The organism is Paenibacillus polysaccharolyticus (assembly GCF_900102085.1).
GTDB lineage: Bacteria > Bacillota > Bacilli > Paenibacillales > Paenibacillaceae > Paenibacillus > Paenibacillus polysaccharolyticus.
The window spans coordinates 307435-323027 of record NZ_FMVM01000001.1 but is presented as its reverse complement, the minus strand read 5'-3'; the positions used below and the strand labels follow the sequence as shown (position 1 = coordinate 323027).

General features: G+C 44.6%; 12 protein-coding genes. 7 read left to right on the top strand and 5 right to left on the bottom strand.

The window, feature by feature from the left end:
• Positions 1-11: 11 nt before the first annotated feature.
• On the bottom strand, positions 12-1388 hold the full coding sequence (locus tag BLQ13_RS01340; protein WP_090915675.1) for an ABC transporter permease: 1377 nt from the start codon (positions 1386-1388) through the stop codon (positions 12-14).
• Positions 1389-1601: 213 nt separating this feature from the next.
• On the opposite strand from BLQ13_RS01340, the gene BLQ13_RS01335 reads away from it, so the two are divergent.
• Complete coding sequence (locus BLQ13_RS01335; RefSeq protein WP_090915673.1) at positions 1602-3353, top strand: ABC transporter ATP-binding protein; 1752 nt, start codon at positions 1602-1604, stop codon at positions 3351-3353.
• 57 nt (positions 3354-3410) lie between these two features.
• Here the strand turns inward: BLQ13_RS01335 and BLQ13_RS01330 are convergent, their stop codons facing one another.
• The 3 genes from BLQ13_RS01330 to BLQ13_RS01320 all read right to left on the bottom strand — a co-directional run bounded on the left by BLQ13_RS01330 (position 3411) and on the right by BLQ13_RS01320 (position 6149).
• The gene (locus BLQ13_RS01330; RefSeq protein WP_090915180.1) at positions 3411-4190 is read right to left on the bottom strand and encodes a hypothetical protein; all 780 of its coding nucleotides are present in this window, start codon (positions 4188-4190) and stop codon (positions 3411-3413) included.
• A 103-nt stretch (positions 4191-4293) separates the two neighbouring features.
• On the bottom strand, positions 4294-5055 hold the full coding sequence (locus BLQ13_RS01325; RefSeq protein ID WP_090915179.1) for a LuxR C-terminal-related transcriptional regulator: 762 nt from the start codon (positions 5053-5055) through the stop codon (positions 4294-4296).
• Positions 5056-5084: 29 nt separating this feature from the next.
• A complete protein-coding gene (locus BLQ13_RS01320) occupies positions 5085-6149 on the bottom strand; it encodes a suppressor of fused domain protein (protein WP_090915176.1) in 1065 nt (354 codons plus the stop codon).
• 147 nt (positions 6150-6296) lie between these two features.
• On the opposite strand from BLQ13_RS01320, the gene BLQ13_RS01315 reads away from it, so the two are divergent.
• The 6 genes from BLQ13_RS01315 to BLQ13_RS01290 all read left to right on the top strand — a co-directional run bounded on the left by BLQ13_RS01315 (position 6297) and on the right by BLQ13_RS01290 (position 15037).
• Entirely contained in the window at positions 6297-6590 is a 294-nt protein-coding gene (locus BLQ13_RS01315; RefSeq protein ID WP_090915174.1) for an antitoxin Xre/MbcA/ParS toxin-binding domain-containing protein, read from the top strand.
• A 343-nt stretch (positions 6591-6933) separates the two neighbouring features.
• Positions 6934-8391 carry a glycoside hydrolase family 1 protein gene (locus BLQ13_RS01310; RefSeq protein WP_090915671.1) on the top strand — a complete coding sequence of 486 codons (1458 nt, stop codon included), beginning with the start codon at positions 6934-6936 and terminating at the stop codon, positions 8389-8391.
• 179 nt (positions 8392-8570) lie between these two features.
• A complete protein-coding gene (locus BLQ13_RS01305; RefSeq protein WP_090915171.1) occupies positions 8571-10250 on the top strand; it encodes an S-layer homology domain-containing protein in 1680 nt (559 codons plus the stop codon).
• A 248-nt stretch (positions 10251-10498) separates the two neighbouring features.
• Positions 10499-11929 carry a glycoside hydrolase family 1 protein gene (locus tag BLQ13_RS01300; RefSeq protein WP_090915169.1) on the top strand — a complete coding sequence of 477 codons (1431 nt, stop codon included), beginning with the start codon at positions 10499-10501 and terminating at the stop codon, positions 11927-11929.
• A 224-nt stretch (positions 11930-12153) separates the two neighbouring features.
• Positions 12154-13005: a BglG family transcription antiterminator LicT gene (gene licT, locus BLQ13_RS01295; protein ID WP_090915167.1), complete on the top strand. Its 852-nt coding sequence runs from the start codon at positions 12154-12156 to the stop codon at positions 13003-13005.
• Positions 13006-13132: 127 nt separating this feature from the next.
• On the top strand, positions 13133-15037 hold the full coding sequence (locus tag BLQ13_RS01290) for a beta-glucoside-specific PTS transporter subunit IIABC (RefSeq protein ID WP_090915165.1): 1905 nt from the start codon (positions 13133-13135) through the stop codon (positions 15035-15037).
• 150 nt (positions 15038-15187) lie between these two features.
• Here the strand turns inward: BLQ13_RS01290 and BLQ13_RS01285 are convergent, their stop codons facing one another.
• On the bottom strand, positions 15188-15565 hold the full coding sequence (locus BLQ13_RS01285; RefSeq protein ID WP_090915162.1) for a PilZ domain-containing protein: 378 nt from the start codon (positions 15563-15565) through the stop codon (positions 15188-15190).
• Positions 15566-15593: the final 28 nt, after the last annotated feature.

Sequence of the window (15593 nt, the reverse complement as noted above, 5' to 3'; positions counted from 1 at the left end):
GTACACCTGCTTTAATATTGTTTCATTTTGGAGCGAACCCTTGGATCGATAAATGCGTAAAACAGATCAACCACAACATTCACAATGGAAATCGTGATCGCTGTGTAGATTACTCCGCCCATAATACTCGGAATATCGGGTATGAATTGCTTATCCACGATGTAACTTCCCAGTCCGCTGATATTAAATACCTTCTCTGTTACAGCGGCCCCGCCAAGCATAGCTCCGAATTGAAGACCCACGACAGTAATGATAGGAATCAGCGCGTTACGCACCGCGTGCTTCAGCATCACTTGTCGCTCACTTAGCCCCTTGGCCCGGGCAGTCATGACATAATCCTCGTGAATGACCTCCAGTGTGGATGAACGGGTCATCCGTGCAACCGCAGCCGTAAGTCCTGTCCCCAGCACGATGACCGGCATAATCATGGACAGCCAGTTCTGAGGATTAAAGGTAGCTGGAAGCCACTGCATTTTAATCGAGAAATTCAGAATGAAGATCAGACCTTGCCAGAAGTTCGGAATAGACAGTCCAATGAGAGCGATGAACATAAATGTGTAGTCAAACCAGGAGTTAGGCTTGAGCGCCGAGATAATGCCAATAGGTAAAGCAATGACAATAGCTAACAGCAGGGAAATCACGGCAAGGGTTAGCGTAATGGGAAACTTTCGAGCGATTGTATCCGTCACGATCTCGTTTCCTGCAAACGACTTGCCAAGATCAAACAAGGCAACACCCTTGATATTGTTCCAAAGCTGTGTCAGATAAGGCTGATCCAGGCCGTACACATGATTAAAGGCTGCAATCTGTTCTTGTGTTGCGGTTACGCCGAGAATGTTGGCCGCCGGGTTGAACGGAGACAAGTACAGAATCGTAAATACTAGCGTTGCTACACCCAGAATGACAAAGATGGTCATGAGTAGTCTTTCAAATATGTACTTTAGATAAGCATTACCATATACCAGAAGAGTCAGATACATTAGACAGCCCGGGATGATCGATAAGGCTAGAAACCAAGGTTTCGCTAGTAAGATACCGAATGTATCCTGAATTCCGAGACGATGTTTTCCCTTTTGTTCTAACTTGTGGGACGTTCGTTCCAGCAGTTCCTTCTGAAAAGTTTCCTCAAGCCAGCTCTCAGCCTCTTGTCTGAATGCTGCCTCGCTGACCTCTTGCTTGAAGAAGCGATGCTTGCGCCTCAGTTGTTCTTCCAGTTCCAATCGTTTGGTGTCACGGTAGGATGAGGTATGCATCTCCTGTTCAGCCTGTTGTTTTACAGCTGACCAGTCATCTTGTTTACGCTTGGAAAGCCAGACCATATAAACGATCAGGTTGATCGGTAATCCGAGAACGATCAATACATAGCGATAGACGGGATGAAGCAGCATTTTACCATAAATAAAACGTAGATGATTCACCAGACGGGAGGTGTGATGATTTTCCGCTTCAGCTGTCAAACGGTAACTCTCCTTTCACTGAAGTATAAATTGCATTATTCCGATCAATATAGTATATATTATGTAGGGTATGTTTAATTGTCAAGGTATGGAATTGATTACATATGAGAAGATAGAGCAGATATGAAAGGAATGGTGCACGTCGTGGAACCTTTGCTGAGAGTAAATGATTTGTCCGTCTCTTTTTACACGGGTGATAGTGAGTTTCAGGCGGTCAAGCAGGTCAGCTTTGAACTGCGGAAAGGGGAAACGCTGGGCATTGTTGGAGAATCAGGCAGTGGTAAAAGCGTAACCGCACGCTCTATTATGAGGCTGCTTGCCTCTCCCCCTTCACAGATGAAATCGGGTGAAATTCTATTTAAAGGTGTAGATCTTGCTGGGAAATCACAAAAAGAGATGGAGCATATTCGTGGCCGGGACATCGGTATGATTTTCCAAGACCCCATGAGTTCGCTTAATCCAACGATCAAGATTGGTCAGCAAATCTCGGAAAGTTTGATCAAACACCAGAAGTTATCGAGAAGGGAAGCGAAAAAACAAGCCATCGCCATGATGGAACGAATAGGCATCAAACAAAGCGCTATCCGTTATAATCAGTATCCGCATGAATTTTCCGGTGGCATGCGTCAGCGGGTGATGATTGGTATCGCCCTTGCTTGTCGTCCTGAACTATTAATCGCCGATGAGCCGACTACGGCTCTGGATGTAACGATTCAGGCACAGATTTTGAACCTGATGAAGGATATGCAAGAGCAGATGGGTACGTCGATTATTCTGATTACACATGATTTGGGTGTGGTTGCCGGCATGTGTGACCGGGTGGTTGTAATGAAAGAGGGAGAGATCGTGGAGACGGGCACCACGGCGGAGATTTTTGCGAGTCCTAAACATCCGTATACCATCCGTCTGTTGAACGCACTGCCTAGGTTGGATGAGAAGAAGAAGCCGAAGCTAGTCTCGCAGGTATCCAAAGATATGGAGGACGATCAGCCGTTGCTGGAGGTCAAATCTCTCAAACAGTATTTTAACCTCGGCAAGGGCAATACGTTAAAAGCCGTGAACGATATCAGCTTTCATATCCGTCAAGGGGAAACACTTGGCGTTGTAGGAGAGTCAGGTAGCGGAAAATCTACCACGGGACGAGCGATTCTGCGTCTGCATGAGCCAACGGGGGGTGATGTGCTGTTCAAAGGCATTCCGTTGCAGCGACTCTCGACTGGTGAGATGAAAACGATGCGACGACATATGCAGATCATTTTCCAAGATCCGTATGCTTCTCTAAATCCCAAAATGAGAATTATGGACATCATTGGCGAGGCACTGGATATTCATCAGCTTGCAGGTAATGCCGCTCAGCGACAGAAGCGAGTGGAAGAACTGCTGGAGATGGTGGGACTTGAACCGTCACATGCACAGCGATATCCCCATGAGTTCTCAGGAGGACAACGTCAGCGAATAGGCATTGCAAGAGCGCTGGCGGTAGAGCCGGAGTTTATCGTTTGTGATGAGCCGTTGTCGGCACTCGATGTCTCTATTCAGGCGCAGATTGTGCAGTTGCTTGAAGAGCTGCAACAGCGCTTGGGTCTAACGTATTTGTTCATCGCGCATGATCTGTCGATGGTCAAACATATCAGTGATCGGGTAGCTGTCATGTATAACGGCAAAATTGTGGAGCTGGCTGAAAGTGAAGAACTGTATGCCAATCCGCAGCACCCGTATACGAAGGCGTTACTATCGGCCATTCCGGTTCCTGATCCGGTGGTGGAGAGGAATAAGCCACGTATCGCTTTGGTAGATCAGGAGAAGGAAACCAGTGGCACGGGAGACCGATATAATCTGGAGCATTCGCGCTGGGTCGAAGTGAAAGAAGGACATTGGGTTGCCCTGTCTGGTTAAAAAAAGAACAAAGAACCCCGGCATGATCTGTTCAGATCGCAACCGGGGTTTTGGTTTTTATTTGAATTGAACCGACTTCTTAATGTTGTCGATCTCGGCTTTGCTGTCTGCATCGAGATATGTGAAGATGAAGTTGAACGCATAACCTTCAATAATCGTGCTGTAGTATTCCTGAGTGATTTTGCTTCCGTCCCCTGCATCCGTCGTGATCTGCATTAGGTCCATTTCTTTGCCACCGATGGTTTCTTTTGTGAAGTCCTTGTATTCATAAGGGAAGTTGCTGTCTTCCATGAACTTCTTGGTAGCTTTCAGATAGTCCTCTCCTGTACGAATGCCTTGCAGCAAGCTAACCTTCTCGGCGATGGCCATTGCAGAAGGGCCGATCTGGCCGCCATCGAGCGGATATTGGGATGCCATAAGCAGGTTCAATGTCTTGGTTTGAGATAGTTCCATCTGTTTTTTCTTCTTTTCATCGTCACCGGCAATGGCCTCAGAGGAAGCACTCGTCAGTTGGTTCATGCCCTCGGCATCCTGATATTCCCATGCTTCAGGGAATTTCAGGGATACGCCAAAATAGTCATTAGTGTAAGAACCCTTTTGCGTTGTCCCCAGTTCTACTTTGGATGAGTTGTCAGATTCTTTGTTATCTTCGCTGGACGCTCCTGATTTGTCGGTATCGTCGGTTTTGGCTGTGCCGGCATCTGCGCCTGTAGTTGTTTTGGTTGCGGCAGGATCGTTTGATTTCGCATTGTTATCTGCTTTGTCTCCGCAAGCAGCGACTACGATCATCATCATGATGAGCATAGCGAATAAAGATGTTTTTTTCGTAATAGACATAATACCCTCCTGAGATGTGTGAGTTATTCTCTCTTTGTTGTGCTTACTAAAATTGTAGCACATGCGTTCTCTATTTCCACCTATAGGAAACTATAGGGGTCTCCTATAAATAAGACAATTGACTCGCCATTGAAACAGCTTCTGTGCTGGATTGAACGCCTAACTTGTTAAAAATGACTTTTTTATGATAATTGACCGTACATTCCTTGATCTTAAGTTGCAATGCAATCGCCTTCACAGTCCATCCGCGGGATATCATCTCTAGAATCGTTAGTTGCCGCTCTGTGAATTCGACTTGGAGCTGTTTCTCCTGGTGTGCCATGCTTTGGCTCTGGTAACGGTTCTGCATATTTGCCGGGATCAACTTGGCTATGGCCATGAGTTCACGCTGCATATCCGCGTTAATTGTAGACACATCGAGATAACCGAAATGCTGTGACCCCATGTATAGAGGAACGGCATAACAGTGCCAGCTTTGAAAAAATGGACTTTCATGCTGCTCTGGTAGCAAAAATACGGGCGCATTATCCTCCATCGTTCTGGAGATGGCATTAACGCCACAGCTCTGGGCTGAAAAACTCAGTCCCGGTCGAATAGGAGATTGCTTTACGTGCGGTTCCAAATTAGAGCTGTAATCCATGGACAGCAGCACGCCGTTAACATCTGTTAGCAGGAACAGATAAGTACCTGTCAAATTCTCTTTGATATCCAAAATACTGCGGCGGAACGCTTGAATTAGAAAATGATTGATTTTGCATAGTCGGTCTATTCCGCTTTGAGCTAAATAGTGAAAGGAAGCAGGAGTTCCAGTATGAACTCCCGTACCGTATTCCAATGGCCTTGAGACCGATGTATGAGCAGACATGTCATTCCTCCTTGATGCAATTGCGTTGATTAGCCGATCGTTTTGATCACATTCCCTTCCTGATCTTTAATCTGCGTGGGCACAATCTCAATAAGGAGCTTGTCCAGTGAAGGGATCTGAAAGGAGCTGGCTTGTGGACGAAGTTGCTCTACAATTTCGTTCAGTGCTTGCTGATTCACAGTCAATCTGACCTCTCGCTCCGTTTCCATCAGAGAGGGAAGATCCCCAGCTTCAAAGACAATATTGATATCCGGCCCGATTAGGGACAACGTTGCTTTTTTGGCGATTCGGCTCCCCAGGATGCTACCCAGAAGAGTTGCCTGTTGGGCACCTAGCTGAAGCTTGGCAGGGATGTTTTTCTGTAACAGTTTTTTGCGTGGTGACTCCCAGCTCAATTGTTGGATGAACAAAAAGGCGGTGCTTGATCCGTCTTCCTCAATGCCACGCTCCGTAGCTTGGATAACCGAAGGGATATCTGCGTAGGAATTCCTCATCAGATCCGTTACATATTTAGGCATATAGCTTTCACAGGCAGCCAGGAAACCGCGGGTATTCCAGCTCTGAATCATCTCCAGTTCACGGCAGGTCATACCGACCATTTGGATAAATTGAACAGAACCATTCGGTGTATTCAGTTCAGGTAAATCTGGATCTTCTATGAATGCAAGTGCAGTCAAGAGTGTATCGGAGTTCAGGCAGATCGGGCCGTTGGCATCCAGATAATCTCCGGGCTGAAACAGGTTACCGCTGTTGAAGACATATCGCCCCATATTTTGGAGTAGATTGAGTGCCCAGGCCGGCGGTTCTGATTCATTTTCACAGCGTGTAAGGCGAAAAGTAAGTTCGAAACCATATCCACTTCTCGATGCATCATCGCCCTCTTTGCCGTAGAGCTCCGAGAAACCATAAGTTACAAAATGCCAATGAGGCATCGGTGTATCTACCGCATAGGCACTTATTCCGTCCAGTGGGTCGGGTCCGCCAAGCATATATGGAATGGCTGTGCCATAATGTTTAGGTTCCTGTTCTCCGTACAATTGCTGTATAGCGTGGTCGATGGCGTCCCAGCCAGATGTGTTTTCTTCTTCGGTCATGATGTGTTCCTCCTTGATTGTTCTCTCCCTGAAAATCATTTAAAATTAAGTCTACTAGTTATAACAGCGACTACAAGCGGCTTAAGGATGAATTCTCTGAGATAGGACCAGGGGGTTACATATCTTAATGAGAAGGAGAAATGTTACATGAGTATGCAAGATATGTATTTGTCCGCATTTAAACAGGAGCATTGGGATACCTTCGTTGAACTATTTGATGAATGGTACGCTACATTACCCACTGAATGGAAAGAAGAGGCACGATTAAGAGGTATTCCAGAAGATATAGGCCGGGTACTTTTATGTGAAATGAAAGATTCCGCATTGAAATGGATAGAGAAAAAGGTTCCAGCTCTGGGGGACCAAAGTCCTGCAAGTTATCTGGAAACGGAGGAAGGAACCAATGCCCTACGGGCAGCAATTTTGCGAATGCCACGTTAGAAATAGTTTTAGAAATGATGTTAGAAATAAGATAATAATTATTATAAATACGTTGTTAGGTGATCTTATTGTGGCCGAAGGTCGCATAGTTTTGGTGAATTTGATTTTACAAAATAAATATGTTACGCTTACATCACAAGAGCAAAACAACAGAATACGTTATAACATCTTTTGATGGATTGTAACTGTGCAGACAGGCAAAACCTAAACTGATGGTGAAATGAAAGCCCCTTTTTTTGGTGCTATTTTACCCTGAGTTTAGGTTTTTCTTGTTTTCTGCTCTGTTTTGGAGTTGCTCTTACGTATGGAAAACCAAAAATTATTTCGAAAAGAGGTTGTTATGATGACCACGGCAAAAAAAGGATTCCCTGAAAACTTCCTGTGGGGCGGCGCTACAGCTGCGAACCAACTGGAAGGCGCATTCGATAAGGACGGAAAAGGTCTCTCCACAGCGGACATGATCGCTCATGTGCCAAAAGAAAAGCGCACGGGTGGACATGCCATGGAAATTTCCTCTTCCCGAATCGAAGAGATTCTTGCTGGCAAAATTGAAGAACGTTTCCCGAAACGTTTCGGTATTGATTTCTACCACCGTTTTAGAGAAGATATCGCACTATTCGCAGAAATGGGCTTCAAAGTATTCCGTTTGTCCATTCACTGGGCACGTATTTTCCCGAACGGTTATGACCAAGAGCCAAATGAAGCAGGTTTGAAATTCTATGATGAAGTATTTGATGAATTGCATAAATACGGCATTGAACCGCTCGTAACACTGTCTCACTATGAGACTCCGCTTGGTTTGACGCAAAAATACAATGGCTGGGCAAGCCGTGAAGTGATCGGACATTATGTTCGTTACGCTGAAACGGTATTCAACCGTTATAAAAACAAAGTGAAATACTGGCTGACATTTAACGAGATTAATGTGATGGTGTTCAGTCCGTACACTGGCGGCGGTATTCTAATTGATAAAGTGGACAATAAGCTGCAAACAACGTATCAAGCATTGCATCATCAATTTGTAGCAAGTGCTATGGTGACGAAGCTTGCACATGAGATCATTCCTGGCTCCCAAGTGGGCTGTATGCTTGCACGTATGGAAACTTATCCAGCGACTTGTAATCCGGTAGATGTTCAACTGGCTCAGCATGAGAATCAGCTTAACCTCTTCTTCACGGACATGCACGCTCGAGGTAAATACCCGAATTACATGGCGCGTTATTTTGATGAGAATAACATTGTAATTCAAAAAGAAGCAGGCGATGATGAGATTTTGCTGAACAACACGGTAGATTTCATCTCCTTCAGTTATTACATGTCTGTGACCAAGTCGGCTTCTGCGGATGCGGCTGAGACAGCAGGTAACCTGACAGGCGGCGTGAAAAACCCTTATCTGGAAGCATCCGACTGGGGCTGGGAGATCGACCCGATCGGTCTGCGCGTAACGTTGAACAACTTCTGGGATCGTTATCAAAAACCACTCTTTATTGTAGAGAATGGTCTGGGTGCGTATGACAAAGTGGAAGAGGATGGATCTATCCATGACTCGTACCGCGTCGATTACCTCAAAAAGCACATCGAACAGATGAAAGAGGCCATCAAAGATGGGGTTGAGCTGATTGGTTTTACTGCATGGGGCCCGATTGACCTCGTGAGTATGTCGACATCCGAGATGTCCAAACGTTATGGCTTTATCTACGTGGATCTCGATGATGAAGGTAACGGAACACTTGCACGCTCCAAAAAAGATTCATTTGATTGGTACAAAAATGTGATTGCCAGCAATGGTGAGCAACTGTAAACACCTGAAACAAAGATCTGATATTCAGCGATGACATTCTTAGGATTGTTACCGCACAGGGGCGGGCAAAACCTGACTTAAAAGTGTGATATGAGCTTTCGCTTCATACAACCCTTTTGGTTGGTGCTTGTCCGCTTTTTACTTTGCAATCAAACATCACATGAGCTGGAGGGGTTCTTTTGAAGAAGTGGAACAAAGGCATCAAACACGTTTCCTGTATGTTAGCACTAACGCTGAGTCTAAGTGTGATCTGGCCTGGGACAACAGGTGCAGCAAGCGCACAAGTGACGCAAATTCAGGCGAATACGTTTGTTGGTGATCCGGGTGAGATGGTCGAATCTTTTGACATTACGGTTTCAGACGTGGAAAAATACAAAAATCTGAAGGCATCTGACTTTGATATTACAGGGAATTATGACGGTTATCCGTTAAATGCTGCTGGAGAAATTGTGCAAGACAACTATGAAGATGATGGCATCACGTTATCCATGAAGGATCATACGATCCACATGACCGTGAAGCCTTTCAAATATCCTGGAGGCCTGAAATCCGAGTTTGCGGTAACCAGCAAAACGTATCCAGAACTTTCTTTTGATAAAAAAAGTGTTACTCAGGTGAAAACACGTACCGTGGATGAGTTTGAAAAAGCACAATTCACAGCTAGCAATGGTGTAACGCTATCTTATAACCTGAAACGCAGTCCTTCCAAGGAAGCGAAGCCGCTTATGGTATGGCTTCACGGCGGTGGTGAAGTTGGAACGGACGGACGCAATCATTTAACCGCTAATCGCGGTGCAGTAGTCTGGACGGAATCAGGGTATGATACTTCTGTACTGGCGGTGCAATATCCTGAGAATTACAGCTTCAAAATTTACAACAATGCAGAGCAACTACCAATAATGAAGGCATATTTTGAAGCTCAGGTTGAGTTGATTCAAAAGCTTGTTGCCGAAGGTGAAGTAGACCCTGACCGGATTTATCTGTCTGGTGTATCCAGTGGTGGTGGTGGTGCATTTCGCTTCCTGATGCAGTATCCTGACTTGTTTGCTGGAGCAATTATCGTTGCTGCCAAAGATACCATTGCGGACTATACGGGTTCCGTTGATGCATTCAAGCAAGAACTGAAAGGCATTGTGGATGTGCCGATGTGGATTATGCACGCTCAAAATGATCCAACAACAGATAGTCGTACTAGTTCACTTGCTTATCAGGCATTGACGGAAATGGGTGCTAAACAAGTGCATTTAACTTTATACGATGATGCATACATGGATAGTCACAGATTCTATGGAGGTTTGAAACATTGGTCATGGGTACCTGCTTTTAACAATAAAGAGGTTATCTCGAGTCTGTTCAAACTTGATAAAGGTACAGCTGGAGAGCAGACAGGTTCCTCATCAGAGCATGCTGTACAACCCTCTGAACCTGTAACACGCGCGCAGATTGCAATGGTTCTGGCTGATGCTCTTCAACTTTCGGAAGGAACTGAGGAATATCCTTATGTGGACAGCGCTCCCGACTGGACTGCTCAAGCCATTACGAAGGTGACTAAGGCGGGACTGATGAAAGGTATCGGCAATCAAATGTTTGCTCCAGAGAGCGAAGTAACACGAGCGCAGATGGCAGTTATTGTAGACCAGATCCTGACTAATAAGGATTGGAAGCCTGCTACAGATTCAGTGGAGCTGATGTTTGGCGATGTCGACAGTAAGCATTGGGCATATGCGGCGATTCAGAATAGTGCTCGTGCTGGTGTAATGACGGGTGTGAGCAAAGGCAAGTTTGATATGAAGCAAATCGTAACAGGTGCACAGCTTGAGCAAATCATGCAGCGACTTGAGCAAGTGGGCACAAAATAAAGTTTGGAACGGATATAAAATAAATTTTATATAAGTTGAACTATTTATTTACACTTGAACGGAGAGGACAGAAAAAACCTGGAAAAGCGGAGCGGTCGCCTTTATCACCGGATTTTCCCCTTTGGAAAAGGGAATCGAAAAAATCTGGGGGTAACAGCGATTAGAAGGTTATTCTGTCATCGGAGTGGAATGTGTAAAATCTTTAGTTCAATTTATATAGACATTCAATGTTGAGAGGATGAAGCCAAATGACTACACCATTTCCGAAGGATTTTCTGTGGGGCGGCGCGGTAGCGGCCAACCAGCTTGAGGGAGCTTATAATGCGGATGGCAAAGGTCTGTCTGTACAGGACGTTATGCCACATGGCATTACAACACCAAGAACAGAAGGCCCTACTGAAGATAACTTGAAATTGATCGGGATTGATTTCTACAACCGCTACAAAGAGGATGTCAAACTGTTTGCTGAGATGGGCTTTAAGGTGTTCCGTACATCCATTGCGTGGTCTCGCATTTTTCCAAAAGGGGACGAACTGGAGCCGAACGAGAAAGGTCTGCAATTCTATGATGACCTGTTCGATGAGTGTCACAAATATGGCATTGAACCGCTCGTAACGATCTCTCACTACGAGACGCCGCTACATTTGTCTAAAACCTATGATGGATGGGTTAACCGTAAAATGATCGAGTTTTACGAACGTTATGTCACTGTGCTGTTTAACCGTTTCAAAGGCAAAGTGAAATACTGGTTGACGTTTAATGAGATCAACTCCATTCTGGAAGAACCATTCATGAGTGGTGGTATCTATACACCGAAATCCGAATTGTCCAAGCAGGATCTGTACCAAGCGATCCATCATGAATTGGTAGCCAGTGCGCTTGCTGTCAAACTGGGCCATGAGATTATGCCGGAAGCGAAAATCGGGTGCATGGTGCTGAGCATGCCGACATATCCGCTCACACCGAATCCAGACGACGTTGTTGCAGCGATGCACGCAGAGCAACGTAATGATATTTTCGCCGATATCCATGCACGTGGTTATTATCCGAAATACATTAATCGTTATTTCAAAGCGAATAACATCAACATTAAGTTCGAAGACGGGGATGCGGAAATTCTTAAGCACACCGTAGATTTCATCTCCTTCAGCTATTATGTAAGTATCTGTGAGACCGGTGATCCGGAGAAACGTAAAGAGGGCAAAGGAAACCTGTTTGCAGGAGTTCAGAACCCTTACTTGAAAGCAAGCGAATGGGGATGGCAGATTGATCCTCAGGGCTTGCGTGTAACCCTCAATAAATACTGGGACCGTTATCAGAAACCATTGTTTATTGTCGAAAATGGTTTGGGTGCCGTCGATGAATTGATTACGGATGAGAACGGCAATAAAACAGTCCATGATGACTACCGCATTCAATACTTGAATGATCATCTGGTGCAAGTTGGAGAAGCGCTTGAAGATGGTGTCGAAGTCATGGGATACACGTCATGGGGCTGCATTGACTTGGTAAGTGCATCTACAGCAGAGATGAAGAAACGTTATGGTTTCATTTATGTAGACCGTAATAATGATGGTTCTGGTACACTGGACCGTTATAAGAAAAAATCGTTCCACTGGTACAAAGAAGTTATTAGTACAAATGGCGCAAGTCTTGTTGATAATAATGCAAAAGCATAATTCCAAAGTCATTGTTGTATGAGTGCCTTTTATGTCGCATTAACGCACATTAACCGCTTTCAGAAAAACGTTGTCACATGCGATTTAATATGGTAAGATAGGCCCAAGGCTAAAGAATACTGGATTGTTACTGTTCAATCAGGCAAAACCAGAGGCAGGCATACTTCATGACCTGTTTTGGTTTTGCCTTTTACTACTTTGACGGTGCAAGGTGATGTGAAGAAATGAAAATTGAGAAGGTGCTCAACAACAATGTAGTCACTGTAATTGATCCGGGAGGTAACGAACTGGTCGTTATGGGGCGTGGAATTGCCTTCAAAAAGCATACTGGTGAATTCATCGACGAGAGTCTCGTCGAAAAAATATTTTCGCTCGAAAGTAAAGAAGTATCTCAGAAATTGAAGACGCTTCTGTCTGATATTCCGGTGGAATATGTGGAATGCTCGGATGAGATTATTCGTTACGCTGAGACGGTACTGGGTGAGAAGCTTCATGAAAGCATCTACATTTCACTGACGGATCATATTCATTTTGCTATTGACCGACATCGTCAAGGATTGCAGATCCGCAATGCATTATTTTGGGAAATCAAGCGTATGTACCGGAAGGAATATGCGATCGGTCTCAAGGCATTGCAGATTATTGAAGAAACGCTAGGTGTTCTTCTTCCCGAGGACGAATGTGCATTCATCGCGATGCATCTGGTTAACGCCCAGATGAATGGTGAGATGAGAGAAACGATCAGCATTACGAATATCGTGAAGGATATTCTCAACATCGTTCGGCGCAGTTTCGTGATCGAGCTCGACGAAGATTCACTAAGTTATTACCGATTCCTGACCCATTTGAAGTTCTTCGCTCAACGGGTACTGCAAGGTACAGCGATTGAAGACAAGGAAGAGGATAATCCGCTTCATGATCTGGTGAGTAAACAATATCCGGAAGCACATGCTTGTGCAGTCAAGATTAACGATTATACACGTAAAATCTATAATCGGGTCTTGTCGAAGGAAGAAGTGTTGTATCTCACGATCCACATCGAACGTATTGTCCGAAATGAACAAACAATCGAATAATTTGGGATTGTTACTGCAAAAAAGGCAAAACCTAAACGTTGAAACATGATAAGCTGTTATGCTTTGTCATGGATCGGTGTTTAGGTTTTTTTTAAACCTTCAATACACATAAAAGGAGCAAAACACAATGGATAAACAACAATTGTCCAAAGATATTCTGAAGCTTGTTGGTGGCGAAGAAAACGTGGATCAAGTGACCCACTGTATGACAAGACTCAGATTTAACTTGAATGACAACAAAAAAGCTGACAAAGAAACATTAAAAAACACACCTGGAGTTATGGGTGTTATGGAGAATGGCGGACAGTTCCAGGTCATCATCGGTAACGATGTACCGAAGGTATACAACGCGCTGGTAGGCAACATGTCCAAAGGTGCAAATGCCGGATCTTCTACGGCTTCTACAGGCCCGAAACAAAAGAGAAATCCAATAAGTGCCCTGTTTGACTTCATCTCAGGCGTATTTACTCCAATCCTCCCGGCGATTACCGGCGCAGGTATGATCAAAGGGATCGTGGCGATCCTTGTAGCGTTTGGCTGGCTGTCCGATAAGAGTTCAACTTATGTTATCTTATCTGCGATTGGTGACGGTGCTTTCTACTTCTTGCCAATCATTCTTGCCATCAGTGCTGCTAAGAAATTGGGAAGTAATATGTATATCGGTGCAGCGCTTGCAGCCGGAATTATGCATCCAACCATAACAGCTTTGCTGGCAGAAGGAAACTCATCGTTCGCGGGGATTAAAGTCGTCGCAGCAACCTATTCTTCAACGGTTATTCCGATTGTTATTGCGATCTGGATTGCTTCTTACGTGGAAAAAGCGGTTGACCGCATTACCCATTCATCAGTAAAACTCATCGTCGTACCAACGGTTACCTTGCTGATCATGGTTCCACTTACATTGATTGCGATTGGACCACTGGGTTCCATTATCGGTAATGGTATGTCTGGCGGTATTGCTTGGTTGTTCGATAATGCGTCTATCCTCGCAAGTATTCTGATTGGTGGTACAATGTCACTGCTAATTATTACAGGAATGCACTATGCGTTGCTACCGATCGTTGTTGGTTCCATGACAACATTAGGTTATGACTTTATTATTCCTTTGATGCTTGCAGCGAACTGGGCTCAAGCGGGTGGAGCGATTGGTGTAGGACTCCGTTCCAAAAATGGACAAACGAAATCTATGGCTTATTCCACAGGTCTGACAGCATTTATGGGGATTACTGAACCAGCGATGTATGGTGTTAATATGAGATACAAAAAACCGTTTATTGCTGCGCTCATCGGTGGGGCAATTGGCGGTGGCTTTATGGGTATTGTCAAGGTAAAAGCATTTGTACTAACAGGTCTTGTAGGTTTGCCAGGACTTGCAGCATTTATCAGTCCGTCCATCAGTACATTGATTTATGGTATACTGGGCGGTGTCATTGCGATTGTCTCTGCAGCATTGATTACGTACATCTTGGGATTCCAGGAAAATAATGCTCCGCAAGCAGCTGCAACTTCAGCTTCTACAGAAACTGTAACGTCAGCAACAACGACTGCTCCAGCAGTAACGGAAGAAACACAAGCACAAGATGAGCAAGTATTTAGCCCGATCACGGGTGAAGTGAAACCGCTTAGTGAAGTTCCTGACCCTGCGTTTTCTGAAGAAATTATGGGTAAAGGTTTTGCAATTCAACCGACAGAAGGCCGCGTTGTTTCTCCAATCAACGGAACGGTATTCTCATTATCGAAGAGCGGACATGCCATTGGTCTCGTAAGTGATACAGGTGCGGAAATGCTGATTCACATCGGGATTGATACGGTGAAGTTGAAAGGCCAGTTCTTCTCTCCTAAAGTTCAGGCAGGCACCAAGGTTTCTGTGGGTGATGTCTTGATGGAATTCGACCGGGAAGAGATTGAAAAAGCGGGTTATACAACGATTACACCGGTAATCATAACCAATATGCATCAATATGCTTCTATTGAGTCTGCTGGTCGTATAACCGTTAAGGAACAAGAACTGTTGTTCACGGCAAAAGCATAATTCAATATAACAAAAGCAGTTGCTTCCTGGAATATATCCAGAGAAGCAACTGCTTTTTTCATTTTAATTATGCAGATTTCTCTATGTACATTGTAGAGAGGCCTGTGCAATCTGAATCAGTTTTATTTTAAAGGAAACATAGTTAGATGGTTATTTGACGATAATTTTACCTTGTCCTGCGAGCATGCGCATTTCCCGGGACAGGCGATCCTGATCTTCAACTGCGATTTCAAGTTGCACACCGTAACGCCATACCATGTTATATTCCATCCCCCAGCGAAGTGTGCCCTCAATATATAATAAGTCTTCAAACAGCTTCAAGTTGATGCCGATGCGAATATCGTTATCTTCTACAGGGAGGGACAGTGGAAAAGCAAGCTGACAGCCCGAACGACTGATATCACGTAATTCGGCCTGAATAGGCTTGGAAGGACCGTCCATGCCATTAATGCTCAGGATATAGATTTCGAAGTGCATAGGTTCTTTCAGAGTATAACGAAAAGGTTCTTTCCTATTATTAATTGGCATAGATTCCTCCATCAAGTTCAAAAAAATT

What these genes read in the sequence shown, in the direction of transcription:
- BLQ13_RS01340 (WP_090915675.1), bottom strand. Translation starts at nt 1,388, where the DNA reads ATGCTGCTTCATCCCGTCTATCGCTATGTATTGATCGTTCTCGGATTA.
- BLQ13_RS01330 (WP_090915180.1), bottom strand. Translation starts at nt 4,190, where the DNA reads ATGTCTATTACGAAAAAAACATCTTTATTCGCTATGCTCATCATGATG.
- BLQ13_RS01325 (WP_090915179.1), bottom strand. Translation starts at nt 5,055, where the DNA reads ATGTCTGCTCATACATCGGTCTCAAGGCCATTGGAATACGGTACGGGA.
- BLQ13_RS01320 (WP_090915176.1), bottom strand. Translation starts at nt 6,149, where the DNA reads ATGACCGAAGAAGAAAACACATCTGGCTGGGACGCCATCGACCACGCT.
- BLQ13_RS01315 (WP_090915174.1), top strand. Translation starts at nt 6,297, where the DNA reads ATGAGTATGCAAGATATGTATTTGTCCGCATTTAAACAGGAGCATTGG.
- BLQ13_RS01310 (WP_090915671.1), top strand. Translation starts at nt 6,934, where the DNA reads ATGACCACGGCAAAAAAAGGATTCCCTGAAAACTTCCTGTGGGGCGGC.
- BLQ13_RS01300 (WP_090915169.1), top strand. Translation starts at nt 10,499, where the DNA reads ATGACTACACCATTTCCGAAGGATTTTCTGTGGGGCGGCGCGGTAGCG.
- licT (WP_090915167.1), top strand. Translation starts at nt 12,154, where the DNA reads ATGAAAATTGAGAAGGTGCTCAACAACAATGTAGTCACTGTAATTGAT.
- BLQ13_RS01290 (WP_090915165.1), top strand. Translation starts at nt 13,133, where the DNA reads ATGGATAAACAACAATTGTCCAAAGATATTCTGAAGCTTGTTGGTGGC.
- BLQ13_RS01285 (WP_090915162.1), bottom strand. Translation starts at nt 15,565, where the DNA reads ATGCCAATTAATAATAGGAAAGAACCTTTTCGTTATACTCTGAAAGAA.